Below are 24928 nucleotides of genomic sequence, written 5' to 3' on the forward strand. Positions count from 1 at the left end.
GACCGGCCGAGACGGCCGACCTCTAGGCTGAGTGCGTGCGCGTACTCGTCATCGGCTCCGGTGCCCGTGAACATGCCCTGCTCCTCGCGTTGCGACGCGATCCCGGTGTGACCGGTCTGATCTGCGCTCCCGGTAACGCGGGGACCGCGAAGATCGCCGAACAGCATCCCGTCGACGTCGCGTCGGGAGAGGCCGTCGCCGCGCTCGCGCAGCGGACCGAGGCCGACCTCGTGATCATCGGGCCAGAGGTCCCACTGGTGCTGGGCGTCGCCGACGCCGTGCGGGCCGCGGGTGTCGCGTGCTTCGGGCCGTCCGCCGACGCCGCCCGTATCGAGGGGTCGAAGGCGTTCGCGAAGGACGTCATGGCCGAGGCGGGCGTGCGGACCGCGCACAGCGAGATCGTGGACAACCCCGCTCACCTCGACGCTGCCCTCGACCGCTTCGGCCCGACCTGGGTCGTCAAGGACGACGGGCTCGCGGCGGGCAAGGGCGTCGTCGTCACGGCGGACCGCGTCGCCGCGCGTGCTCACGCGGCGGGCCTGCTCGAGAGCGGCCACCCGGTGCTGCTCGAATCATTCCTCGACGGGCCGGAGGTGTCGCTGTTCTGCGTCGTCGACGGCGAGACCGTCGTGCCGCTGATCCCGGCGCAGGATCACAAGCGGGTCGGCGACGGCGACACGGGACCGAACACCGGCGGGATGGGCGCGTACACGCCGCTGCCGTGGCTGCCCGAGTCCGTCGTCACCGACATCGTCGAGAGTGTCGTGAAACCCGTTGCCGCCGAGATGGTCCGGCGCGGCTCGCCGTTCCAGGGGCTGCTCTACGCCGGCCTCGCGATCGGCACCGACGGCCCCGCCGTCGTCGAGTTCAACTGCCGCTTCGGCGATCCCGAGACGCAGGCCGTCCTGGCGCTGCTCGACAGCCCGCTCGGCGAGCTGCTGAACGCCGCGGCGACCGGCACGCTCGCGGACGCCGAGCCCCCGCGGTGGCGCGACGGCTCGGCGGTCACCGTCGTTCTCGCGGCCGAGAACTACCCGGCCGCCCCGCGCACGGGCGACGTGATCACGGGCGCCGACGGCGAGGGAATCCTCCACGCGGGCACCACGATCACGGACGGCAAGACGGTTTCCGCGGGCGGCCGCGTGCTCGCGATCGTCGGGACCGGACGAGACCTCACGGCGGCGCGCGACGAGGCCTACGCGCGGCTGGACGGAATCAAGCTCCCGGGCGGGCACTACCGCACCGACATCGGCCTCGCCGCGGTCGAGGGCCGCATCACGATCCCGGGAGCCTGATCGCCGATCAGGCCGGGGCGCCGACGAGGCCCGCGGTGCTCGGGTCGGGGCTGGTGACCCCGCGTCGGTCGAGGATCGGGCGGACCCCCTCCGCGAAGTGGTACGCCTCCTCGAGGTGTGGGTATCCCGACAGGACGAACTCGTCGAATCCGGCATCGTGATACTCGGCGACGAGGTTCGCGACCTCCTCGTGGCTGCCCACGAGTGCGGTGCCGGCGCCGCCGCGCACCAGGCCGACGCCCGCCCACAGGTTCGGGTGGATCTCGAGCGAGTCGGTCCGTCCGCCGTGGAGCGCGGCCATGCGCCGTTGCCCCTCGGAATCGGAACTCGCGTGCAGCCGGTGTGCGCGGGCGATCTGTTCCGGTGAGAGCGCGGCGAGCAACCGGTTCGCCACCGCCCACGCCTCCTCCGACGTGTCCCGGCTGATCGTGTGCAACCGGATGCCGAACCGCAGTGTCCGCCCTTCGGCGTGAGCGAGGGCGCGGACCCGCTCGATTTTCGCCGCGGCGTCCTGCGGGGGCTCGCCCCACGTGAGGTAGGTCTGCACGTGCCGTGCGGCCACGCCGAGCGCGGGAGCCGACGACCCACCGAAGTAGAACTCGGGCAACGGGTCCGGCGCCTCGGAGACACGTGCGTCGGCGACGCGATAGAACTCGCCCTCGAAGTCCACCGACTCCTCGGTCCAGATGCGCCGCACGATCGTGAGGAACTCGTCGGTGCGCGCGTACCGGCGATCGTGATTCGCCCAGTCCCCGAAGCGGCGCTGTTCCGAGTCGTCACCGCCGGTGACGACGTTGAGCAGCACGCGTCCACCCGAGAACCGTTGCAGGGTCGCGGCCTGCTGGGCCGCGAGGGTCGGGGGAGTGAGGCCGGGACGGAAGGCGACGAGGAACTTCAGCCGCTCGGTCTGCGACAGCAGCGCCGCGGACGCGAGCCAGGCGTCCTCGCACCACGTTCCGGTGGGCGTCAGCACTCCCTCGAAGCCGAGGCGGTCCGCGGCCTGCGCCACCTCCGAGAGGTAGCGCAGACTCGGCGGCCGATAGCCGTCCGGCCGGGTGTGGTGCGACGACGCGTGCGATGCACCGACGATCGAGCGGCTGTCACCCGAGGTGGGCAGGAACCAGAAGATCCTGGCGGTCATGATGTCTCCTCGTGAGTCGTGCGAGTCGTCAGTTGGCTGCCACGGAGGTGTACTCGGTGAGTGCGCCCTCGTAGCGGGGATCGACGAAGTCCGCGAACGGTTGTCCGTCCTGGATCTGGCCCGACTCGACGAACACGTCGTAGAGCTGTTGCTGCGACGCGATCACGTCGTCGTCCAGCGAGATCGCGGGACGCAGGCTGCGACCCTGGGCGAGTTCGCCGGCCACCGGGTCGATCCCGACCGCGGCCGAGTACTCCGCCGCCCATTCCTGCGGGTTCTGCTGCGCCCACTGCGATGCCCGCGCGAGCCGGACGGCGAAGTCCTCGAGCGCGGAGTTCTTGCGTGCGTCGGCCAGTGCCGTGTCGGCCGCGATACCGAAGCCGTATCCGTTGGCCACTCCTTCAGCGGTGACGAGAGTTCGTGCGCCCGAGTCGGTCTGGGCGATCGCGGTGTACGGGTCCCAGATCGCCCAGGCGTCCACCTGCCCACCCTGGAATGCGGTGAGTGCGTCCGCCGGCTGCAGGAAGACGAGTTCGACGTCCTCCGGCGTGAGGCCGTTCGCTTCCAGTTGCAGCAGGATGTGGCCGTGGGCCGAGCTTCCCTTGCCCACTGCGATCTTCTTGCCGCGCAGGTCCGCGACGGACGTCAGGGGCGAGTCGGCGGGGACGAGCACCTGGTCGCCCGTCGCGGTGTTCGAGTATGCCGTGACGACCTTGATCCTCGCGTTCGCGGCAGCGCCGAACACGGGTGGAGTGTTGCCGGTGACAGCGAAATCGATCTGGCCCGCGGTAGCGGCCTCGACTTGTGGTGGGCCCGACGTGAACGTCGAGAATGCGACCGCGTACGGCGTGTCGTCCAGCTCGCCGGCGGCACGCAGCAGAGATTCGGTGCCGCCCTTCTGATCCCCGATGTTCAGCGTGACGTCGGTGAGTTCGGCGACCGGAACGGCGTCCGGCGCCTCGTCGGGCCCGGCGTCGGCGCCGCGCGACACGCAGCCGGCCAGCATCGCAGCGGCGACGGTGGCGCACGCCGCGACTCCGGCGACTCTGCGCAGGCGTGGGGATCGGAGGGTCGGACGCATGGTGGTTCCTTCGAGGTGAGTGGTGCTCGGTGAGAGTAGGTTTCAGTGCTCGCGGACGCCCAGCGCGTCGAGTAGCCGGGCGCGGGCTCTGGCGAAGCCGAGGGCGCTGCGGTCGCGGGGACGTGGCAGATCGACTTCCACCTCGTCGGCCACGGCACCGTCCTCGAGGACGATCACGCGGTCGGCGAGGGCGACGGCCTCGTCGACGTCGTGCGTCACGAGGAGGATGCCGAAACCGTGCTCGCGCCAGAGGGAGAGCAGTAGCGCGTGCATGCTGAGGCGGGTGAGGGCGTCGAGTGCGCCGAACGGCTCGTCGAGCAGGAGCAGTCGAGGCTCGGCGACGAGCGCCCGCGCGAGCGAGGCCCGCTGCGCCTGGCCCCCGGACAGCGTGCCCGGCCACGCGTCCTTCTTGTCGACGAGGCCCACCTCGTCGAGGGTGCGGTCCGCTGCTGCGAGCGCAGCGCGTCGGCGCACTCCCTCGATGTTGAGCCCGTAGGCGACGTTGTCTCGGACGCTGCGCCACGGAAACAGTCGCGGCTCCTGGAACGCGACGGCAGGTGACCCGGCGACGGAACTCTCGCCCGAGTGATCGTCCGACAAGCCCGCGAGAACACGCAGAATTGTCGACTTGCCCGAACCGGAACGCCCGACGAGAGAGACGATCTCGCCTGCGCCGATCGCGAGGTCGATATCGCGGAGTACGTGATGGGAGCCGTACCACTTGTCGACGCCGCGCAGGCGGCCGACGGTGGCAGTGGTGTCGAGGGTTGTCATGATCCGCTTTCCGTCAGGCACGCGCGTCGGTGCGGTAGCGGAGGGCCCGGGCTTCGAGGAGCCGGACGATGCCGTCGGTGGCGATGCCCATCAGTGCGTAGACGACGAGGCCGAAGATGATGGTGTCGACGCGCAGGAAGTCGCGAGCGTTGTTGATGATGAAGCCGATTCCGGCGTCGGAGTTGATCTGCTCGGCCACGATGAGCGAGAGCCAGGCGATCGCGAGCGACTGCCGCAGCCCGACGAGGACCTGAGGGGCCGTGCTCGGCAGGATGATGGTCCGGAAGCGCTGCCACCACGTGAAGCCGAGGACACGGGCCGTCTCGAAGTACTTCCGGTCGATCTGCCGGATACCCGAGAACGTGTTGAGGTACAGCGGGAAGGCGACGCCGAGCGCGACGAGCAGGATCTTCGGCGTCTCACCGATCCCGAACCACAGGATGAACAGCGGAATCAGGCCGAGGTGGGGGAGTGCACGCAGCATCTGCAGCGGCGGGTCGACGGTCGCCTCGGCGAACCGGGAGAGCCCGACGAGTGCTCCGAGCGCTATGCCGATCGCGCCACCGATGAGAAGCCCCTGTACGACGCGGGTTCCGGACACGAGCAGCGCATCGGCGAGCTGGCCGTTGCCGACCAGTTCGAGTCCTGCATCGGCGATGAGGGTCGGTGCGGGCAGGATGCGTTCGGGGATCAACCCGAGGAAGCTCCCGAGCTGCCAGAGTCCGAGCAGCGCGAGCGGCGACAGGACACGCAGAATCGTCCATCGGTGGCGCTGCCACCCGGATGCACGGGCAGGTGCCCGTCCGGCGACCGGCGCGCGCACCGGGGCCGCGGGCGCGGTGACGGGCGTGGACGTGACCATCGGGTACCTCTCGACGATGTGCGGGCGTGGGACGACGGAGTCGGCACGGAGCGAATCCCGCTCCGTGCCGTCCTACGCTCCCGCACGGGCCGCGCCGCGCCGATACTTCGAATCGCCGTGATCTTTTCTCCCGCCGCGCATCGGATCAGCGCGCCGTCCAGCCGCCGTCCATCGCGTACGACGCGCCGGTGACCATCGCGGCGTCGTCCGAGCACAGCCACGCGACGAGCGAGGCGACCTCGTCAGGCCGGACGAGCCGTTTGATCGCGCTCTCGGTGAGCATGATGCGTTCGATCACGTCCGACTCCGGGATGCCGTGCACGCGAGCCTGCTCCGCGATCTGCCGGTCCACGAGCGGGGTGTGCACGTAACCGGGATCGACGCAGTTGCTCGTGACGCCGTGCGGCGCGCCCTCGAGCGCCGTCGTCTTGGAGAGCCCTTCGAGTCCGTGCTTGGCGCTGACGTACGCCGACTTGTAGGGCGAGGCGCGCAGCCCGTGCACCGAGGACACGTTGACGATCCGCCCGAATCCCCGCTCGTACATCGCGGGCAGCGCCGCGCGCACGAGCAGGAACGGCGCCTCGAGCATGAGCCGGTGGATGCGACGGAAGTCGTCCGGCGCGAACGTCTCGATGGGAGAGACGGTCTGGATGCCGGCGTTGTTCACGAGGACGTCGACGTCGAGCGTCAGGTCTTCGAGTGCTGCGGTGTCGAGGAGATCGACATGCCATGCGTGACCGCCGATCTCGGTCGCGACCTCCTTCGCCGCGAGCTCGTCCACGTCGGCGACCGTGACCTCGAGCCCGCGGCTCGCGAGGGTGCGCGCGCACGCGGCGCCGATCCCGCTGCCGCCGCCCGTGACGAGCGCCGTCGTGCCGCTCACGCGGGGACGCCGCTCGTGCGCACGGGGGCCTCGCCGGTCGCGCGGGCGTCGGCTTCGTCGAGTGCTTCGAGCGAGGCGCCCGACGTCTCGCGCGCGAACCAGACGGCGACGAGCGTGATCACCGAGGCGCCCGCGAGGTAGATCGCGATGGGCAGCGACGAGTCGAACCGCCCGAGCAGCGAGGTCGCGATGATCGGTGCGAGCGAGCCCGCGACGATCGATGTCACCTGATAGCCCAGGGACACACCGGAATACCGCATCCGCGTCGGGAACATCTCGGCCATGATCGCGGGCTGCCCGGCGTACATGAACGCGTGGAACACGAGGCCGATGACGACGGCGGCGATGATGAGCAGGTTGTCTCCGGTGTCCATCATGGGGAACGCGAAGAAGCCCCACGTCGCGGCGGTGAGCGCGCCGAGGAAGTAGACGGGGCGGCGGCCCAGCGTGTCGGAGAGCCGTCCCGCGATCGGGATCACGACGATGTGCACGGCGTGCGCGGCGAGCATCCACCACAGGATGTGCGCGGTGTCTGCGCCCACGACGACCTTGAGATACGTGATGGAGAACGTGACGACGAGGTAGTACATGACGTTCTCCGCGAAGCGGAGCCCCATCGCGGTGAACACGCCGCGCGGGTAGCGGCGCAGCACCTCGACGGCGGAGAACGACGACTGCCGCAGCTCGGCGGCCTCCTGCTGGGCGCGGACGAAGATCGGTGCGTCGGTCACCTTGGTGCGGATGTAGTAGCCGACGAGCACGATCAGCGCCGAGAGCCAGAACGCGACGCGCCAGCCCCACGACAGGAAGGCGTCGTCGGAGAGGCTCGTGGTGAGAATCAGGAGAACCACTGTGGCGAGCAGGTTTCCGGCCGGGACACCTGCCTGCGGCCAGGACGCCCAGAACCCGCGCGAGCGGTTCGGGCTGTGCTCGGCGACGAGCAGGACGGCGCCGCCCCATTCGCCGCCGACCGCGAACCCCTGGACGAAGCGCAGCGTCACGAGCAGTGCGGGTGCCCGGTACCCGATCTGCCCGAACGTGGGCAGGCAGCCCATGAGGAAGGTCGCGACGCCGACGAGCAGCAGGCTGAACTGCAGCAGTTTCTTGCGTCCGAACTTGTCGCCGAAGTGCCCGAACACGATTCCGCCGAGCGGGCGGGCGACGAAGCCGACGGCGTACGTCACGAAGGCCGCGAGGATCGCGTCGAGTTCGTTTCCGCCGGCGGGGAAGAAGACCTTGCTGAACACCAGCGTCGCCGCGGTGCCGTAGAGAAAGAACTCGTACCACTCGACGACGGTGCCGGCCATCGACGCCGCGACGACGCGGCGTAGTCCGGTCGGGCCGTCGGTGGTGGATTGCGCAGTCGCACGTGCCATGACCACTCCTCGGTGTGTGATGTAGACCACTGCGTCGAAGTATCGGAGTGGGCCGGGCGTGCACACAATGATGTGTTCTGCGCCACAGATCTGCGAATATGCACAGATGCGTTCCGACGCCGCGACGGCACCGAACCCCGACGACCTGCTCGTGCTGCTCGCGGTCGGGCGCACCGGGCGCTACACCGCGGCAGCCGACGACCTAGGGCTCAACCACACGACCGTCGCTCGGCGCATCGAGAGTCTCGAGAAGGCGCTCGGCGGACGCGTTCTCGCGCGCGGCTCGGCGGGGTGGGAACTCACGGAACTCGGCCGTCGTGCGTTCACCGCCGCCGAGGGGGTCGAGGACGCGCTCGGCGGACTCGTCGCGGCGGCGAGCGGAACCTCGTCGCTCGGGGGAGTGGTGCGCATGTCGGCGACCGACGGCTTCAGCGCGTACCTCGCCGCGCCGGCCGCTGTCGCGGTGCGGCGCCGCCACCCCGCGATCACCGTCGAGATCGTGACGGCGACGCGGCTCGCCTCGCAGCACCGGTCGGGCCTCGACATCGAGGTCGTCGTCGGGGAACCGCACGTGCACCGCGCCGAGGCGATGCGGCTCGCCGACTACACGCTCGGGCTGTACGCGTCGCACACCTACCTTCGCGAGCACGGCGTTCCGCGGACTCGCGGCGAACTCGCGCAGCATCCGATCGTGTATTTCGTCGACTCGATGCTGCAGGTCGACGATCTCGATCTCGCGCGCACGCTCGCGCCGCAGATGAGCGAATCGGTCACCTCCACCAACGTCTTCGTCCACGTCGAAGCGACACGTGCGCACGCGGGCGTCGGGTTGCTGCCGGCGTTCATGGCGGATCGCCACGCCGATCTCGTGCGCGTCCTTCCGGGAATCGGCGCGACGCTGACCTATTGGCTCGTCGCCCGCACCGAATCGTTCCGGCGTCCCGAGGTGGCCGTCGTCGTCGACGCGATCCGCGCCGTCGCCCACGCGAACCGCGATGCGCTGCTGGGACGCGCTACCGTCGACGAGTGCACACCGAATCACGACGCTCGGCGATCGAGCCGTTCCATGTGATGGACATGTGGAAGGCCGCCGCCCAGCGGCAGCGGACGCACGGCGACGTCCTCTCGCTCGCCGCCGGCCAGCCGTCCACTCCCGCGCCCGCCGCCGTCCTCGCGGCCGCTCGCCACGCGATCGACAACGAATTGCTCGGGTACACCGAGACTTTCGGGATCCTCGCACTACGCGAGGCGATCGCGGCGCATCACGCCCGTGAGTCGGGGATCGAGGTCGACGCCGAGGACGTCGTCGTCACCACGGGCTCGTCGGGCGCGTTCTCGCTGCTGTTCCTCGCAGCGTTCGATCCGGGCGACGTCGTCGCCGTCGCGCGACCCGGATATCCCGCCTACCGGAACACTCTCGAAGCGCTGGGCTGCCGTGTCGCCGAACTCGACTGCGGCCCCGAGACCCGCTATCAGCCGACCGTCGCGATGCTCGACTCGATGCCCGAGCGCCCGGTGGGCGTCGTCGTCGCGAGCCCCGCGAACCCGACGGGAACGGTGATCGACGCCGACGAGCTCGCCGCGATCGCGCGCTGGTGCGACGACAACGACGCCCTGCTGGTCTCCGACGAGATCTACCACGGCATCGGCTTCGGCGAGTACGCGACGAGCTGCGCGTGGGAGACCTCGCGCAGCAGCGTCGTCGTCGGATCGGTGTCGAAGTACTTCTCGATGACGGGCTGGCGGCTGGGCTGGATGCTCGTGCCCGAACATCTGCGCCGCCCGCTACAGCGGCTCGCGTCGAACCTCACGGTGTGCCCGCCGGCGCTCGCGCAGCACGCCGCCGTCGCCGCGTTCACCCGCGAGGCGCGCGCCGAACTCGACTCGCACGTCCAGCGGTACGCCGCGAACCGTTCGCTGCTGCTGGACGGGCTGCCGGCGATCGGCCTCGGCCGGCTCGCGCCCGCCGACGGCGCCTTCTACGTCTACGCCGACATCGCCCATCTCACCGACGACTCGACGGCGTGGTGCACGCAGTTGCTCGCCGACACCGGGGTCGCGCTCGCCCCGGGCGTCGACTTCGACACCGCGTACGGCAACCGGACGGTGCGGCTCTCGTTCGCGGGAGCGACCGGTGACATCACCGACGCGCTGTCGCGGCTCGGCGGGTATCTGTCCAGCTAGCCGCGGGGTCCGGGCGGCGGGGGATTAGTCCGCATTCTCCCATGAGGCCCGCCTCCGGCTGGCACCATGAGGTCGTGTCCACCGCGGCAACACCCAAAGGCGAACGGCGTCGGCAATCACTCGTCGACGCGGCCGCCGATCTGCTCGCGGAAGGTGGCTTCGACGCCGTGCGGCACCGCGCCGTCGCCTCGCGCGCGGACCTGCCGCTCGCGTCGACGACGTACTACTTCGAGTCGCTCGACGAACTCATCGCCGCGGCCGTCGAACGGATCGCGACGCGCGAACTCGACACGATGCGCGCCCACGTCCGCCGGCTCGATCACCGTCCCGGCGACGACGCCGAGACCGTCGACGTCCTGGTGGACCTGCTGGTCGGGCCGCACGACGAACCCGAGGAGAACGAACGCGAGCGGCTCGTCGTCCGGTACGAGTGGATCGTCGCGGCGGCGCGGCGCGAGCAACTGCGCGGCGTGCAGATCGATCTCCGCGAACAGCTCGCCGACGTCGTCGCGGACGCCCTCGACCGGCTCGGCCGCGACCCCGACGCGCGGCTGCGCAAGCTGCTCGAGATCGTCGACGGCGCGATGATCTGGGCACTCGGGCGGCGCGACGTCAACGTGCGCGAGGAGACCCGTTCGCTGCTGCTCGACGTCATCGGGATCATGGCCCCGCTCGCGTCCGCCACCGCCGAGTCCACCGACATCCACATCGTGGATTCCCGCGCCGCGGAATGACGGGCCTTACCGCCCGGATCGGGCATCGCGTCGCACACTAGACTGGACGAACGTGAGCGCCGATTCCGCAGGTAGTGCGATTCCCGACGTCCTGGCATCCCGTTACGCGAGCCCCGAGCTCGTCGAACTGTGGTCGCCGCGCACCAAGGTGATTCTCGAGCGGAGGCTGTGGCTCGCCGTGCTGCGCGCCCAGCTCGAGCTGGGCATCGACGTGCCGGACGGTGCGATCGAGGACTACGAGCGGGTGATCGAGAACGTCGATCTCGCGTCGATCGCGCAACGCGAGCGCGTCACCCGTCACGACGTGAAGGCGCGCATCGAGGAGTTCAACGCGCTCGCCGGCCACGAGCAGATCCACAAGGGCATGACGAGCCGTGACCTCACGGAGAACGTCGAACAGCTCCAGATCCGGCAGTCGCTCGTCCACGTCCACGATCACGGCGTCGCGATCGCCGCGCGGCTCGCCGAGCGCGCCGCCCAGTACGGCAGCATCGTCATGGCCGGCCGCTCGCACAACGTCGCGGCGCAGGCCACGACCCTCGGCAAGCGGTTCGCGTCGGCCGCCGACGAACTGCTCGTCGCGCTGACCCGGTTGCGCGAGCTCATCGACCGGTACCCGCTCCGCGGCATCAAGGGGCCGATGGGGACGGCACAGGACATGCTCGACCTGCTCGGCGGCGACGACGAGAAGCTCACGCGCCTCGAGCAGTCCATCGCGGCGCACCTCGGGTTCTCGTCGGTGCTCACGAGCGTCGGCCAGATCTACCCGCGCTCGCTCGACCACGACGTCGTGTCGGCGCTCGTGCAGGTCGCCGCGGGCCCGTCGTCGTTCGCGCACACGATCCGCCTCATGGCCGGGCACGAACTCGTCACCGAGGGCTTCCAGCCGGGGCAGGTCGGGTCGTCGGCGATGCCGCACAAGATGAACACCCGCTCGTGCGAGCGCGTCAACGGCCTGCAGGTGGTGCTGCGCGGCTACGCGTCGATGGCGGCCGAGCTCGCGGGTGCACAGTGGAACGAGGGCGACGTGTTCTGCTCGGTCGTCCGCCGCGTCGCGCTGCCCGACTCGTTCTTCGCGATCGACGGCCTCATGGAGACGTTCCTGACGGTCCTCGCCGAGTTCGGTGCGTACCCGGCGGTGATCGAGAACGAACTGCAGCGCTACCTGCCGTTCCTCGCGACGACGAAGGTCCTCATGGCCGCGGTGCGAGCAGGCGTCGGACGCGAGACGGCGCACGAGGCGATCAAGGAGAACGCCGTCGCCGTGGCGCTCGCGATGCGTGAGGAGGGCCGCGAGCCGGATCTGCTCGATCGGCTCGCCGACGATCCGCGACTGCCGCTCGGTCGCGACGAGCTCGACGTGCTGCTCGCCGACAAGTCCGCGTTCAGCGGTGCCGCCGAGGCGCAGGTCGCGGAGGTCGTCGCGGCCGTGGAGCGGCTCGTCGACGCCAACCCCGAGGCAGCGAAGTACGCCCCGTCGCCGATCCTCTAGACGGCGGAGCCGCCCACCTTCTGCAGGAGGCGGCGCAACTCCGCCCGCTCACCGGGGGTCAGGGTCGCGAAGAACTCGTCGGCGTCGGCATCGCGGGCGTCGCGCAACTCGGCGAGCACGCGCCGGCCCTCCTCGGTCGTGCGGACGCACGTCGCGCGGCGGTCCTGCTCGTCGGGGACGCGTTCGGTGAGGCCGCGTTCGTCGAGGCGATCGACGACCTCCGTCGCCGACCGCGGCGCGATCCGCAGCTCACGGGCGATCTCGCCGAGCCGGGGACGTTCCTCGCGTTCGATCACGCGCAGTGCCCGGAACTCGTGCGGCGAGAGCTGCCACGGCTCGAGCGTGCGGAACCAGCGCCTGCGCAGTGAGTGCGCCGTCTCGATCACGAGATCGCGGAGGGAGTCGTCACGCATGATGCTGAGCTTACCTCACTTGACAGGTGCCATACTGTGAGGCAACCTCAATAAGTATCTTTCTTCAGGAGAGGGGGTGGTTCGATGGAGAGCCCCCGACGCGGTGGTCCCGCCAAGCTCGACCCCGCAGACCGCGAACAACTCGATCGCCGACCGGTGAGCCTGCGGCGGATCGGGCGACTGTTCGCCCCGTACCGCATCAGGATCGCGATCGTCGTCGTCCTCATCGTCGCGGCATCGCTCGTCACGCTCGCCAATCCGTTCCTCGTGCGCGCGGTGATCGACCGCGCCATCCCGGACCAGGACGTCCCGCTGCTGGTGTGGGCCGTCGCCGCGATGATCGGCATCACGATCGTGAGTTCGGTGCTCGGCGTCGTGCAGACCTGGATCTCGACGACCGTCGGCCAGCACGTCATGCACGACCTGCGCACCCGCGTGTTCGATCACCTGCAACGCCAGTCGCTCGGCTTCTTCACCCGCACCCGTGGCGGTGAGGTGCAGTCGCGGCTCACCAACGACATCGGCGGGATGCAGTCCGTCGTCACCTCCACCGCGACGTCGATCGCCGCGAACGTCACCACCGTCGTCGGAACGGCGGTCGCGATGGCGGCGCTGAGCTGGCGGCTGTCGCTGCTCTCGCTCGTCGTCCTGCCGCCCGCGATCTGGGTGACCCGCAAGGTCGCCAGGATGCGCCGGGAGATCACGACGCAGCGCCAGCGCACGCTCGCCGACATGCAGACCCAGATCGAGGAGGGCCTGTCGATCGGCGGAGTGCAACTCGGCAAGACCCTCGGCGCGGGACCCGCGCTCTCGGAGCGATTCGGCGACACCTCGCACCGTCTCGTGGATCTCGAAGTGCGATCACAACTCTCGGGTCGCTGGCGCATGGCGACGATGAACATCGTCTTCGCCGCGATTCCCGCCCTGCTGTATCTCGTCGCAGGCCTGCCGGCGACGTCGGGCGGGATGACGATCGGAACGCTCGTCGCCTTCACAGGGTTGCAGGGCGCGCTGTTCCGGCCCCTCATGAGCCTGCTCGACGTCGGCGTGAGCGTCGCGAGTTCGCTCGCGCTCTTCAGCCGCATCTTCGAGTACCTCGATCTTCCGGTCGACATCGCCGACCCGGAGAAGCCGGTCGCGATGCCGCCCACCACGCCGGGGGCGGTGCGTTTCGACGACGTCGGATTCCGCTACGAGGGCGCCGACCGTGATGCGCTGGACGGCATCGACATCGACGTTCCCGCCGGATCGTCGCTCGCGCTCGTCGGCGAGACGGGTTCGGGCAAGACGACACTCGCGTCGCTCGTGCCGAGGCTGCACGACGTGGAGAGCGGCGCCGTGCGGATCGACGGCGTCGACGTCCGCGACATCGCCCTCGCCGATCTCGCCGGCATCGTCGGCGTCGTGGCGCAGGAGACCTATCTGCTGCACGCGAGCATTCGGGAGAACCTGCGCCACGCGCGGCCCGACGCGACCGACGCGGAGATCGAGCAGGCGGCGCGCGCGGCACAGGTGCACGACCTGATCGCGTCGCTGCCCGACGGATACGACACCGTCGTCGGTGCGAGGGGACACCGGTTCTCCGGTGGTGAGAAGCAGCGCATCGCTCTCGCGCGGACGCTGTGCGCGATCCGCGGATCCTCGTGCTCGACGAGGCGACGAGCGCACTCGACAACGACACCGAGCGTGCCGTCCAGGCCGCGATCGACACCGCGAGCCGCGGCCGCACGACCATCACCGTCGCGCACCGGCTTTCGACGATACGCGACGCCGATCGCATCGTCGTCCTCGATCACGGACGGGTCGCCGAACACGGCACGCACGACGAACTCGTCGCACGGGGCGGCAAGTACGCGCACCTGCTTGCTCGCAGTGACGAGCACGGGCGAATCGCCGTCGCAGGCTGAGCGCCGGGGCGCCACGTTTCGAGTCGGTTACGTCCGGCGTCACCGGTTGCGTATGGCGAGTATCACCCGCATGCTCTAACTGTATTCAACACTGTATGCAGTTTGATCGGAGTTGACGTGACGTTTCCCGCTCTGTTCTCGCCCGGTCGCATCGGACCCGTGGAGATCCGCAATCGCGTGCTCAAGTCGCCGCAGAGTACGGCGACGTCGAACCCCGACGGCACCGTGACGCAGCGAACGGTGAATCACTATCGCCGACTGGGCGAAGGGGGCGTTGGGCTCGTCATGCTCGAATACAGCCACGTCGACGACGACGCGAGCAAGGCGATCCACAACCAACTGGGCAACTCGCGCCGCGAGCACGTCGCCGGACTCGGTTGGGTGGCCGACGAGGTTCACTCGACCGGCGCGAAGGTCGGCTTGCAGATCGCTCACGGCGGGCGGCAGAAGTTTCTCGGGACCGCGCCCATCAAGTCGGCGACCGACTCGTCGTGGTCCGACATCGAAGATCAGTACGGCGTGGTGCCGACGCCGATGACGATCGATGAGATCGACGGGGTGGTGACGGCTTTCGGCCAGGCTGCGGCGCGGGCGCATGCGGCGCGCTTCGACATCGTCGAGGTACATGCGGGACACGGCTATCTGATCACGAACTTCCTTTCGCCACACACCAATTGGCGCGACGACGAGTACGGCGGCAGCTTCGAGAACCGAGCGCGCCTGCTTCTGCGCATAGTCGACGAGATCCGAGCTTCGGTGCCGCGGGCGTTCCCCCTGAGCATCCGGCTGTCGGTGAGCGACTACGAGCCGGACGGGATCCCGATCGACGAGACCGTCACGTTGGCACGGCTGCTCGAGGAGCACGGCGTCGACGTACTGCACTGCTCGGGCGGCCATCACGCGGGACTCGAGTGGGAGGTCAGCCCGTGGTATCAGGTACGGACGCCGCACCGATGGGGGTGGGAAGCGATCAAGGCGGCGGTCACCATCCCGGTCATCGCGTCCGGCTCGATCGTCGATCCCGAGACGGCGGAAGACATCGTGGCGTCCGGGTCGGCCGATTTCGTCTCGCTCGGTCGGCCGATGCTCGCTGATCCGGACTGGGTCGCCAAGGCACAGTCGGGGCGGGTCCTCGAGATCACGCCGTGCATTCGATGCAACGACGGTTGCCTGCATCGCGGACTCAACCAGGGGCGCAGCGCGGGCTGCAGCGTCAATCCCTCGGTGACAGAAGAGGGACGGTTCCCGATCGAACTCGCACCCTCGCCCCGCGAGGTGGCCGTCGTCGGAGGCGGCCCGGCTGGCTTGAAAGCCGCTGCGATCCTCCACGATCGAGGACACACCGTCACGATCCACGAACCGGGCGAGCTCGGTGGTGCGCTGGCTCACGCGAACGGTTTCGAGGTCAAACGCGATCTGTCGGCGCTCGTCCGTCACCTGGTGCACGAGGTGGCGCGGCGCGGCATCACCGTCGTCCCCGAGTTCGCGACCGCGGAGTCGCTGTGCGCCGGGGGCGCAGAGACCGTCGTGATCGCCACCGGCGCGGTGCCGCGGAAGCCGCACTTCCCGATCTCGGGGGAGCACCGGATCCTCCACGCAGGCGATGTCCGTTCCGTCGACGTACCGCGTGGTGACGTCGTGGTGATCGGAGGTGGGCTTCAGGGATGCGAAGCGGCGCTGCGCCTGGCGGAGACGGGCAGCGCGAAGGTGACCATCGTCGAGCAGGGGCCCCGGATCCTGGCGAACGACGAGGTCTTCACCGATCGTGAGCGTCTGCCGTTGTTCCTCGACGCCGCGTCGGTGGAGATTCGGACAGCCGCGGCCGTGACCGCGATCGACGAAGCGGGAGTGCATGTCCGGAGCGACGCGGGAGAGGACGTGCTGAACGCCAACACGGTGGTGCTGGCGTTGGGCCGCGCGAACGACGAGTCTCGGCTCGCCGCAGACCTACGCGACCGCGGAGTCGCGGTATCCGTGATCGGCTCGGCGGAGCGGCCGGGCAGGGTGTTCGACGCCATCCACTCCGCGTTCTTCACGGCGCGGCAGGTATAGGAGTCAGCGCACGGCTTCGGCTCGTCGTCCCGGCATGAACGCGGCGACGGCGATCATGGCGACGGCGCACAGGAAACAGCCGACGAACACCGGATGGATTCCGGCCGCGACCTCGGTGGGTGCGGCGTCGTCGAGGGACGTGACGCGGGAGCCGACGATCGCACCGAAGATCGCGATGCCGACGGCGGATCCGATCGAGCGGGCGAACATGTTCGTCGCCGTCACGACGCCGCGATGGTTCCATTCGACACTCGCCTGCGCCGCGATGAGCGTCGGGCTCGCGGTCAGTCCCATGCCGAGGCCGACGACGAATGCTGCCGCTGCGATCTGCCAGATCGCGGCGGATTCGTCGAGCAGAAGCAGCAGAGCGGTACCGACGCTCGCTGCCACCGCCCCGACGAGCGCGGACACCCGGAACCCGGCGCGCAGATAGAGCTTGCCCGCGTTCGACGCGGCGATCGGCCAGCCGATCGTGAGGGTCGCGACGGCGAAACCCGCGACGAGCGGGCCGACGCCGAGCGCGCCCTGCGCGAACGTCGGGACGTAGCTCGTCAGGCCGAGCACGACGGCGCCGATCAGCAACGACAGCACGGTGCTCGCGACGAGGACGCGCCGCGTCAGCACCCAGAGCGGCAGGATCGGCTCGGCCGCGCGTCGCTCAACGAGGACGAAGGCAACGAGCAGTACGCCCGCCGCGCCGAACACCCCGATGCTCGTCGGCGACGCCCACGCCCACTGCTGGCCGCCCTCGAGCAGCCCGAGAATCGCGAGTGTCGCGCCGCCCGCGAGAAGCATCGCCCCCATGTAGTCGATGCTGCGCTTCTCGCGCGGCGCCGTCTCGTGGAAGTTGCGCAGCAGAACGACGGCGGCGATCAGGCACAGCGGGATGTTGACGAAGAAGATCCACCGCCACGTGAGGTATTCCGCGAACAGACCACCGAGAGACGGGCCGAGGACGGCCGACATGCCCCACACGCTCGCGAGATAGCCCTGAGCCTTGGCGCGTTCGGCGACCGTGTAGATGTCGCCGGCGATCGTGAGGCTCATCGGTTGCACGGCACCGGCGCCGAGCCCCTGGATGGCGCGGAACGCGATGAGCGCGGGCATGCTCCACGCGAGGCCGCACAGAATCGAACCGACGAGGAACGTTGCGATCCCCGCGAGCATCACGGGCTTGCGGCCGACGATGTCGGAGAGCTTCCCGCTGATCGGCGTCGCCACGGCCTGCGCCAGCAGGTACGCGGAGAACAGCCACGGGAAGGATGTGAAGCCGCCGAGGTCGTCGACGATGGTGACCACCGCCGTCACGATGATCGTGGCATCCAGCGCCACAAGCGACGTCGTCAGCATCAGCGATGCCAGGATCGGTCCACGCTCGGACCGGAACCCGACGCTCACTGAGGTGTCGTTCGCCATGCAAAGCACCCTATGTGGTGTGGGAATCGGCACCCGCACCAGCACGCGGACATGGGCGACCTCCATCGCGACCTGTCGATGGATGCAGCGCTCGACGTCGGATGCCGCGATCGCGCCGCAGACCTCAGGCCCCGGCGGCCCAGAACGCCGGTGAGTCGGGTTCGGTGTCGTAGACCTGCCCGTCGGGCATCGTCCAGCGCAGCAGCCCGTCGCCGAGTTGCTGTACGGCCATGCGGCCCTGGGTTTTCCAGCGGTGGTGGCGTCGGCAGAGGCAGGCGAGGTTCGCTTCCTCGGTCCTGCCGCCCTCGCTGGAATTTGCGTGGTCGAACGGGATCGTGTGGTCGATGTCGCACGACGTTGCGGGGACCGGGCAGTGCGGGAAGCGGCACACCCCGTCACGCGCGCGGATCCGGTCCGCGAGGGCACGAGGGATGCGATAGCGCAGGGCCGCGATGTCCGGTGCCGGCTCGACCGGATCGACTGCACTGACGTGGATCCGCTGCGTCGCGGAGTACGCGATCGCCTCACGCACGGTCTCTGGATCGAGCGGACCCACACCGGGCAGGAACCCGACGCCCACGATTCCCGCGGAACCGGCGGCACCGGCACCGAACGATCCGCCACCGATCGATCCGTCGCTCACGACGATCTGCACCAACGGCCCCCGCTTGCCCGCGGCCGGAACAGCGGTCGCGCAGTCGTCACGCCCACACCCACACGTGAGCCGCCCACTCCCATCGGCCAGAGCGACAAGTGCATCGGCATGACGCTGCGGCATGGAGCGCTCGTCACCCGCGCAGACATCGCCGATGGCCATCTCCTTCAGCCGGTTCCAGATCGTGGCGGCATCCAGTGACGGCAGCTCACCGGACAGGAACGCCATGCCGTCGTCGCACTGCATGACCGAGATGTACCGCTCCTGTTTCGCGCGAGCAGCGCGTTCCGCGAACCCCGCCCGGTCGTACCGCGCCACCAAACGACGGAGTCGTCCGCTCAAGCGTGCCGGCGATAGCCGGTCGATCGGGCCCCGCGCGAACAGCGCAGCCTCCACGATGCGAGCTTTCTCGTCGGACAGGTTCTGCAGCAGGTTGTGGATCGTGCGGACCTGCGCCAGATCCAGCTCACCCACCGAGAATGCCCCGTCCGTCAACAGCAGCCGCGCGTCGAGCTCGCGGCACAACGTGATCGCGAACCACACCCGGCCTTCACTCATCCCGAGTGCCAGCGCGACCTCGTTCGCCGCCGACTCCCCGGGAACGAGCCCGAACTCGGACTCCTCCGCCGCGACTCGCGCCGCGTGGAATCCGCCGATCGCACGGATCTGCCGATACTCCGCACGCGCCAACACGCGCTTGGACTCGACCAGTCCCGATGCCTCTACCAGCTCGTTTCCCGAGCCGCCCCCACCCGAATCGAACATGTAAGCGAGCCTATACCGACCCACCGACACACCGTCGCGTCCGACGGTTCGGCGCGTGCCGGCCCTCTTCATGGGTCACGATGACAGGGTCCACGACGTCAGGTACAGCTCGATGAAGATCGACTTCAAGAAGACCCTCGACACCTACCGGGCACGACGCGGAGTGTTCCGGATCGTGGAGGTGCCACCCCTGCGTTACCTCATGATCGACGGCCACGGTGATCCCAACACGTCGCGCGAGTACGTCGATGCACTCGCGGCGCTGTATCCGGTCGCCTACACGCTGAAGTTCGCGAGCAAACGGGGACTCGATCGCGACTACGTCGTTCCGCCGCTGGAGGCGTTGTGGTGGGCCGAGGACATGACGTCCTTCACCGTGAATCGCGACAAGTCGCAATGGGAGTGGACCGCCATGCTCATGGTCCCCGACTGGGCCGGTGACGACATGGTCGCCGCGGCGATCGAGACCGTCGGCGCGAAGAGCGATCCGCCGGCGGCACTCGGCAGGATCCGGATCGAGACGCTTCGCGAGGGAACGGTCGTCCAGACACTGCACGTCGGTTCGTACGACGACGAAGCCGCCGTGCTCGCGGAACTGCACGACGACTTCGTCCCGAACTCCGGATTGCGCATGACCGGACGGCATCACGAGATCTACCTCAGCGACCCGCGACGAGTCGAGCCCGCGAAGCTCCGGACGATCCTGCGGCAACCGGTCGTCCCGGCCTAGCTTCGCTGGGTGGCGTTGCGCGGCAGTGCGAGTGCGAGAAGACCGATCGCCGCAGTGGCACCCAGCGGAATCCACAACGGTGCTGTGCCGATGTCGGCGGTCCACGCGGTTCCGGCGCCGAGCACCACGGCGAGGAGTGCGACTCCGGTCGCGCCGCCGAGTTGGTTGACGACGAACAGCGTGGTGCTACCGGCGGGAACGAGTGCTTCGGGGAGATCGCGATAGAGAGTGGAGACGGTCGGACCGCCGATGAAACCGATGCCGAGCCCGATCACCGCCGTAGTCAGTGCGAACACCACCGTCGAGGTTCCGGCGTCGGACCCGACGAGGCCGGCGAATCCGCCGAGCGAGACCATCGCTCCCGCCGGGACGAGGATGCGTGCCGAGATGTGATCGTTGAGCCGGCCCGCGAACGACATCGCGACGAGTGTTCCTGCGCCGTAGGGGATCATGAGCAGCCCTGATGTGGTCGGGTCGAGCCCCGCGACACCCTGATAGAACTGCGGCAACCCGAAGAACAGCGGGTAGATCGCACCGCCGAGAAGCGCCATGATCAGTACGCACACCCTGAACGAGGACTGCCGGAAGGTCGCGAGGTCGACGATCGCCCGACCTCCGAGTCGTCGCGCCCACCAGACGAAGCCCGCACCCGCGGCGATCCCGGCACCCAGGGCGAGGGCGACGACGGCATCGATCCCGCCGCGAGCGCCGAGTCGGGAGAGCCCGAACAAGATGCTCGCGCTCGTCGCGGCGAGCAGTACCAGTCCCAGCAGGTCGAGGCGCGCGGGTACTCGTGCGTCACGGGTCAGCGCGACGAACGATGCGGCGAGGACGACGGCTCCCGCCGCGGCCGTCAGCGCGAATATGGCTCGCCAACCCCACTGATCCACGACGACTCCGCCGAGTGGCGGGCCGGCGAGTGGTGCGATCGCCATGACGGCGGCGACGGAACCCATGACTCGTCCCATCCGCTCCGGACCGGCGGCGCGTGCCAGAGCCGTGAGCATGATCGGCTCGAGTGCGCCGCCCGCGAGGCCCTGGAAGGCCCGGGCCACGAGCAGAGCAGCGGGACCGGGCGCCACGGCAGCAGCCGCGGCGGCGAGCACGAACGTGCCGAGCGCCACGAGCCATGTGGCCCGGACGCCGAATCGGATTGCGGCCCAGCCGCTCAATGGGATTCCGATGCCCGCTGCGAGGAGGTAGAGGGTCGCGATCCAGTGGCCGGACGCCGCACCCATGTCGAGGTCGGTGGTGATCGGCGCCTGCGCCACTCCGGCGAAGGTCACGGCGAGGAGGGCCAGCGCTCCACCCGGGACGAGGACGGCTGCGGAGCGGGCCAGTGACGGTGGAGCCTCGGTAGACAATGAAGTCTCGATAAATGAACTCATGGGTTCATAATGAACCCATGAGTTCAATCGATGCAACCCTTGATTCGTGAGAGCGGATAGAATCGCTCCCATGACCGTGCCCACGACGAGGACCGACCGTCCACGAACCGGCAAGCGGGACGCGATCCTCGCCGCCGCGCTGGAGGTCTTCGGGCGTGACGGCTACGCCGACGCGAGCGTTGCGGCGATCGCCCGTGTCGCGGGCGTCGCGAAGCCGACGGTCTACAACCACTTCGACGACAAGAACACGCTGTTCGGCGAGGCCATGAGGTGGGGGATGGCACACGCGAACGAGCGAACCGACGGTGTGATCGGCGCGTTCGATCCGAGTGCCGACGACCTGCGCGGCGAACTGGAACGCGTCGGCGAGGGCATCGTCGGCTGCCTTCGCGAACCCGTCGGGCGGAACGTGATGCGCCTGCAGTGGGGTGAACGTTCGCGCTGCCCGAGCCTCGCCGAAGAGGGCCGTCGCAACCGCGACCGCACGATCGACCGGCTCGCCGGAAAGCTCGCACGATTGAGCAACGCGGGTCGCCTCTGCGAGGTCGATCCCGAGCGGGCGGCGCGGCAGTTCCTCGTCCTCGTCGTCGACGACCTCCCCGCCATCAGCGGGTTCGGCGAACACGCTGTGCCGGATGCGCAGCTCGACGCGTTCGTGCGCGAAGGCGTCGACACGTTCCTCGCGGCGTTCGCACCTCGCTGACCGACCCCCGCCCGGCGAACCACGGGCACATATAGGGTTGGCATCGTGCGTCCCACTCTCGACAGCTACCCCCGTCTGGCCGGCGGCAAGGTCCGCGACCTCCACGTGATCGACGACCGTCATCTCCTGCTCGTCGCGAGCGATCGGATCTCCGCGTACGACCACGTGCTGAGCACTCCGATCCCGGACAAGGGGCGCGTCCTCACCGCGATGAGCGTGTTCTGGTTCGGGCTGCTCGACGCGCCGAACCACCTCGCGGGCGATCCGGACGATCCGCGGATCCCGGAGTCCTTGTTGGGTCGCGCTCTCGTCGTCGACCGACTGAGGATGGTCCCGATCGAGTGCGTCGCCCGGGGCCACCTCACCGGATCGGGCAAGACCGAATACGACCGCAGCGAGTCGGTGTGCGGCGTGCCGCTCCCGCCCGGGCTCGTGGAGGCGAGTGCGCTGCCGGAACCGATCTTCACGCCCGCCAGCAAGGCGGAACTCGGGGACCACGACGAGAACATCACCTTCGAGCAGACGCAGGAGAAGGTGGGCGAGACGCTCGCGGCACGACTGCGCGACGAGACTCTCGCGATCTACTCGCAGGCGTCCGAGTACGCGCGCGGGCGGGGAATCATCCTGGCGGACACCAAGTTCGAGTTCGGCCTCGACGGCTCCGGCTCGCTGATCCTCGCCGACGAAGTCCTCACGCCCGACTCGTCGCGGTTCTGGCCCGCGGACGGGTTCGAGGCCGGACGCGTCCAGCCGAGCTTCGACAAGCAATACGTGCGGGACTGGCTCACCGGACCCGAATCGGGCTGGGACAGAAGCTCGGACACGGCGCCGCCGCCACTGCCGGAGGACGTCGTGGCCGCCACGAGAACGAGATACATCGAAGCGTACGAACGCATTTCGGGACTGAGTTTCGACGACTGGTTGGGGTGACCTATGACCGACACGAACGCCGGCGCAGCTTCTGCACCCGTGGCGAAGCAGGTACCGACGACACGTGAGCACCACGGGCACACGTTCGTCGACCAGTACGAATGGTTGCGCGACAAGGACGACGCCGAGGTCGTCGCGTATCTCGAAGCGGAGAACGCGTACACCGAGCAGCAGACCGCGCATCTCGCGCCGTTGCGGGAGAAGATCTTCCAGGAGATCAAGTCGCGCACCCAGGAGACCGACATGTCGGTCCCGACGCGCATGGGGTCGTGGTGGTACTACGGCCGCACCGAAGAGGGCAAGTCGTACCCCATCCAGTGCCGCTGTCCCGTCGCGTCCGAGGACGACTGGACGCCGCCCGAACTGGTTCCCGGGGTCGTGCCCGACGGCGAGCAGATCCTGCTCGACGGCAACGCCGAAGCCGAAGGGCACGAGTTCTTCTCGCTCGGCGCGTTCTCGATCAGCGAGGACGGCACTATGCTCGCCTACTCGACGGACGTCGTCGGCGACGAGCGCTACACGCTCCGGTTCAAGGACCTCGCCACGGGCGAGCTGCTCGCCGACGAGATCACCGGAACGGCACCGGGCGCGACGTGGACGCTCGACCACTCGCACGTCTTCTATCTCACGGTCGACGACATGTGGCGCCCGGACACGGTGTGGCGTCACGAGATCGGCACCCCGCGTGCCGACGACGTGTCCGTCTTCCACGAGCCGGACGAACGCTTCTGGGTCGCCGTCGGATCGACGCGCAGCGAGAAGTACATCATGATCTGGGTCGGCTCGAAGATCACGAGCGAAGTGCGCGTACTCGATTCGCAGGAGCCGACGGGTGAGTTCCGGATCGTCCTGCCGCGGCGCGAGGGAGTCGAGTACAGCGTCGAGCACGCCGTCGTCGCGGGCGAGGATCGCTTCCTCATCCTGCACAACGACGTCGTGAACGGCGCGAAGGCCGACAACTTCGTCCTCGCCGACGCCCCCGCCGACGACCCCACGAATCTGCGCATTCTCATCGATCACCGGCACGACGTCCGGCTCGAGGACGTCGACGCGTTCGCCGATCACCTCGTGCTCGGCTACCGGCGCGACGCGCTCACGCGGCTCGCCGTCTGGAAGCTCACCGACGCCGGATACGGCGACCCGAGCGAGATCGACTTCGACCAGGAGATCTACAGTGTCGGCGCCGGCTCGAATCCGGAATGGAACCAGCCCACGCTGCGGCTGCTGTTCACGTCGTTCGTGACCCCCGCGCAGATCTACGATCTCGTCCTCGAGACGGGGGAGATGCGGCTGCTCAAGGAGCAGCCCGTCCTCGGCGGATTCGACAGCTCCGAGTACGAGGAGCGGCGCGAATGGGCGGTCGCACAGGACGGCACGCGCATTCCGCTGTCGATCGTGCGCCGCATCCCCGACCTTGAGCCGCAGGGTCCGGTGCCCGTACTGCTCTACGGATACGGCTCGTACGAGGCGAGCATGGATCCGGCGTTCTCGGTCGCGCGGCTCTCGTTGCTCGATCGCGGCGTCGAGTTCGTCGTCGCGCATGTCCGCGGCGGCGGCGAGATGGGCCGCCACTGGTACGACAACGGCAAGACGCTGAGCAAGAAGAACACGTTCACCGACTTCGTCGCTGCTGCACGGCATCTGGTCGCGACCGGACGCACGACCCCCGAGCTCGTCGTCGCCGACGGCGGCAGCGCGGGCGGTCTGCTCATGGGCGCCGTCGCGAACATGGCGCCGGAGCTGTTCGCGGGCATCCTCGCGAACGTGCCGTTCGTCGATCCGCTCACGTCGATCCTCGATCCGTCGTTGCCGCTCACCGTCATCGAGTGGGACGAGTGGGGAAATCCGCTCGACGATCCCGAGGTGTACGAGTACATGCGCTCGTACAGCCCGTACGAGAACGTCGAGGCCAAGGACTATCCCGCGATTCTCGCGATCACGAGCATCAACGACACGCGGGTGCTCTACGTCGAGCCCGCGAAGTGGGTCGCGAAGCTCCGTGCGACGAAGACCGGCGACGCGCCGCTGCTGCTCAAGACGGAGATGAGTGCGGGGCACGGCGGCGTGAGTGGCCGCTACGAGAAGTGGCGTGAGGTCGCGTTCGAGTTCGCGTGGATCCTCGACGTTCTCGGCCTGGCGAAGTGACG

20 protein-coding genes and 1 pseudogene are annotated in these 24928 nt (G+C 69.1%); 11 read left to right on the forward strand and 10 right to left on the reverse strand.

Annotation, left to right across the window (positions count from 1 at the left end):
- Positions 1–35 precede the first annotated feature (35 nt).
- Entirely contained in the window at positions 36–1295 is a 1260-nt protein-coding gene (gene purD / locus RR1_RS10855) for a phosphoribosylamine--glycine ligase (RefSeq protein WP_010840258.1), read from the forward strand.
- Between the two features lie 7 nt (positions 1296–1302).
- Here purD and RR1_RS10860 read toward each other — a convergent pair whose 3' ends face one another.
- The 6 genes from RR1_RS10860 to RR1_RS22630 form a co-directional block, all read right to left on the reverse strand.
- Complete coding sequence (locus tag RR1_RS10860) at positions 1303–2436, reverse strand: LLM class flavin-dependent oxidoreductase (RefSeq protein ID WP_010840257.1); 1134 nt, start codon at positions 2434–2436, stop codon at positions 1303–1305.
- Between the two features lie 28 nt (positions 2437–2464).
- Entirely contained in the window at positions 2465–3517 is a 1053-nt protein-coding gene (locus RR1_RS10865; protein ID WP_010840256.1) for an ABC transporter substrate-binding protein, read from the reverse strand.
- A 42-nt stretch (positions 3518–3559) separates the two neighbouring features.
- Positions 3560–4291 carry an ABC transporter ATP-binding protein gene (locus RR1_RS10870; protein ID WP_040775513.1) on the reverse strand — a complete coding sequence of 244 codons (732 nt, stop codon included), beginning with the start codon at positions 4289–4291 and terminating at the stop codon, positions 3560–3562.
- Between the two features lie 13 nt (positions 4292–4304).
- Positions 4305–5153: an ABC transporter permease gene (locus tag RR1_RS10875; RefSeq protein WP_010840254.1), complete on the reverse strand. Its 849-nt coding sequence runs from the start codon at positions 5151–5153 to the stop codon at positions 4305–4307.
- 145 nt (positions 5154–5298) lie between these two features.
- On the reverse strand, positions 5299–6036 hold the full coding sequence (locus tag RR1_RS22625) for a 3-hydroxybutyrate dehydrogenase (protein ID WP_010840253.1): 738 nt from the start codon (positions 6034–6036) through the stop codon (positions 5299–5301).
- On the reverse strand, positions 6033–7412 hold the full coding sequence (locus tag RR1_RS22630) for an MFS transporter (RefSeq protein ID WP_040775510.1): 1380 nt from the start codon (positions 7410–7412) through the stop codon (positions 6033–6035). Before RR1_RS22630 ends, RR1_RS22625 begins: the two co-directional genes overlap by 4 nt.
- A 106-nt stretch (positions 7413–7518) precedes the next feature.
- On the opposite strand from RR1_RS22630, the gene RR1_RS10890 reads away from it, so the two are divergent.
- The 4 genes from RR1_RS10890 to purB all read left to right on the forward strand — a co-directional run bounded on the left by RR1_RS10890 (position 7519) and on the right by purB (position 11822).
- Positions 7519–8484, forward strand: coding sequence for a LysR family transcriptional regulator (locus tag RR1_RS10890; RefSeq protein WP_010840251.1), 966 nt, complete (start codon positions 7519–7521; stop codon positions 8482–8484).
- Positions 8439–9596 carry an aminotransferase class I/II-fold pyridoxal phosphate-dependent enzyme gene (locus RR1_RS10895; protein ID WP_040775451.1) on the forward strand — a complete coding sequence of 386 codons (1158 nt, stop codon included), beginning with the start codon at positions 8439–8441 and terminating at the stop codon, positions 9594–9596. Before RR1_RS10890 ends, RR1_RS10895 begins: the two co-directional genes overlap by 46 nt.
- A gap of 74 nt (positions 9597–9670) precedes the next feature.
- Positions 9671–10330, forward strand: a complete 660-nt coding sequence (locus tag RR1_RS10900) for a TetR/AcrR family transcriptional regulator (protein WP_010840249.1) — start codon at positions 9671–9673, stop codon at positions 10328–10330.
- Between the two features lie 52 nt (positions 10331–10382).
- A complete protein-coding gene (gene purB, locus RR1_RS10905) occupies positions 10383–11822 on the forward strand; it encodes an adenylosuccinate lyase (RefSeq protein ID WP_010840248.1) in 1440 nt (479 codons plus the stop codon).
- Here purB and RR1_RS10910 read toward each other — a convergent pair.
- Positions 11819–12235: a MarR family winged helix-turn-helix transcriptional regulator gene (locus RR1_RS10910; protein WP_010840247.1), complete on the reverse strand. Its 417-nt coding sequence runs from the start codon at positions 12233–12235 to the stop codon at positions 11819–11821. The two genes, purB and RR1_RS10910, sit on opposite strands and share 4 nt — an antisense overlap.
- Before the next feature lie 84 nt (positions 12236–12319).
- Here RR1_RS10910 and RR1_RS10915 point away from each other — a divergent pair.
- Positions 12320–14142 (forward strand): annotated as a pseudogene (locus tag RR1_RS10915) (ABC transporter ATP-binding protein).
- Positions 14143–14259: 117 nt separating this feature from the next.
- Positions 14260–16194, forward strand: coding sequence for an oxidoreductase (locus RR1_RS10920; protein ID WP_040775447.1), 1935 nt, complete (start codon positions 14260–14262; stop codon positions 16192–16194).
- Between the two features lie 3 nt (positions 16195–16197).
- Here the strand turns inward: RR1_RS10920 and RR1_RS10925 are convergent, their stop codons facing one another.
- Together RR1_RS10925 and RR1_RS10930 are read right to left on the reverse strand one after the other, a co-directional pair.
- Positions 16198–17610, reverse strand: coding sequence for an MDR family MFS transporter (locus RR1_RS10925; protein WP_010840244.1), 1413 nt, complete (start codon positions 17608–17610; stop codon positions 16198–16200).
- A 124-nt stretch (positions 17611–17734) separates the two neighbouring features.
- Positions 17735–19030 carry an HNH endonuclease signature motif containing protein gene (locus RR1_RS10930; protein ID WP_010840243.1) on the reverse strand — a complete coding sequence of 432 codons (1296 nt, stop codon included), beginning with the start codon at positions 19028–19030 and terminating at the stop codon, positions 17735–17737.
- A 112-nt stretch (positions 19031–19142) separates the two neighbouring features.
- Between RR1_RS10930 and RR1_RS10935 the strand changes: the two genes are divergently transcribed.
- The gene (locus RR1_RS10935) at positions 19143–19760 is read left to right on the forward strand and encodes a GyrI-like domain-containing protein (RefSeq protein WP_040775444.1); all 618 of its coding nucleotides are present in this window, start codon (positions 19143–19145) and stop codon (positions 19758–19760) included.
- Here RR1_RS10935 and RR1_RS10940 read toward each other — a convergent pair.
- Positions 19757–21148, reverse strand: a complete 1392-nt coding sequence (locus tag RR1_RS10940; protein ID WP_010840241.1) for an MFS transporter — start codon at positions 21146–21148, stop codon at positions 19757–19759. The genes RR1_RS10935 and RR1_RS10940 overlap by 4 nt on opposite strands.
- 70 nt (positions 21149–21218) lie before the next feature.
- Here RR1_RS10940 and RR1_RS10945 point away from each other — a divergent pair, with 70 nt between their 5' ends.
- Genes RR1_RS10945 through RR1_RS10955 form a run of 3 tightly spaced genes read left to right on the forward strand, consistent with a single transcriptional unit; the run spans position 21219 to position 24926 of the window.
- On the forward strand, positions 21219–21851 hold the full coding sequence (locus RR1_RS10945) for a TetR/AcrR family transcriptional regulator (protein ID WP_010840240.1): 633 nt from the start codon (positions 21219–21221) through the stop codon (positions 21849–21851).
- A 45-nt stretch (positions 21852–21896) separates the two neighbouring features.
- Entirely contained in the window at positions 21897–22781 is an 885-nt protein-coding gene (locus RR1_RS10950) for a phosphoribosylaminoimidazolesuccinocarboxamide synthase (RefSeq protein ID WP_010840239.1), read from the forward strand.
- A 3-nt stretch (positions 22782–22784) separates the two neighbouring features.
- On the forward strand, positions 22785–24926 hold the full coding sequence (locus tag RR1_RS10955; RefSeq protein WP_010840238.1) for a S9 family peptidase: 2142 nt from the start codon (positions 22785–22787) through the stop codon (positions 24924–24926).
- The last annotated feature ends 2 nt before the right edge of the window (positions 24927–24928 follow it).

The sequence above is a fragment of the Rhodococcus rhodnii NBRC 100604 genome (genome assembly GCF_001894925.1).
In the GTDB taxonomy this organism is placed as follows: Bacteria; Actinomycetota; Actinomycetes; order Mycobacteriales; family Mycobacteriaceae; genus Rhodococcus_F; species Rhodococcus_F rhodnii.

Coding starts and splice junctions, on each gene's coding strand:
- RR1_RS10935 (WP_040775444.1), top strand. CDS start 19,143: ATGAAGATCGACTTCAAGAAGACCCTCGACACCTACCGGGCACGACGC.
- RR1_RS10925 (WP_010840244.1), bottom strand. CDS start 17,610: ATGGCGAACGACACCTCAGTGAGCGTCGGGTTCCGGTCCGAGCGTGGA.
- RR1_RS10940 (WP_010840241.1), bottom strand. CDS start 21,148: ATGAGTTCATTTATCGAGACTTCATTGTCTACCGAGGCTCCACCGTCA.
- RR1_RS10910 (WP_010840247.1), bottom strand. CDS start 12,235: ATGCGTGACGACTCCCTCCGCGATCTCGTGATCGAGACGGCGCACTCA.
- RR1_RS10865 (WP_010840256.1), bottom strand. CDS start 3,517: ATGCGTCCGACCCTCCGATCCCCACGCCTGCGCAGAGTCGCCGGAGTC.
- RR1_RS10930 (WP_010840243.1), bottom strand. CDS start 19,030: ATGTTCGATTCGGGTGGGGGCGGCTCGGGAAACGAGCTGGTAGAGGCA.
- RR1_RS10945 (WP_010840240.1), top strand. CDS start 21,219: ATGACCGTGCCCACGACGAGGACCGACCGTCCACGAACCGGCAAGCGG.
- RR1_RS10890 (WP_010840251.1), top strand. CDS start 7,519: ATGCGTTCCGACGCCGCGACGGCACCGAACCCCGACGACCTGCTCGTG.
- RR1_RS10875 (WP_010840254.1), bottom strand. CDS start 5,153: ATGGTCACGTCCACGCCCGTCACCGCGCCCGCGGCCCCGGTGCGCGCG.
- RR1_RS22630 (WP_040775510.1), bottom strand. CDS start 7,412: ATGGCACGTGCGACTGCGCAATCCACCACCGACGGCCCGACCGGACTA.
- RR1_RS10870 (WP_040775513.1), bottom strand. CDS start 4,291: ATGACAACCCTCGACACCACTGCCACCGTCGGCCGCCTGCGCGGCGTC.
- RR1_RS10860 (WP_010840257.1), bottom strand. CDS start 2,436: ATGACCGCCAGGATCTTCTGGTTCCTGCCCACCTCGGGTGACAGCCGC.
- RR1_RS10955 (WP_010840238.1), top strand. CDS start 22,785: ATGACCGACACGAACGCCGGCGCAGCTTCTGCACCCGTGGCGAAGCAG.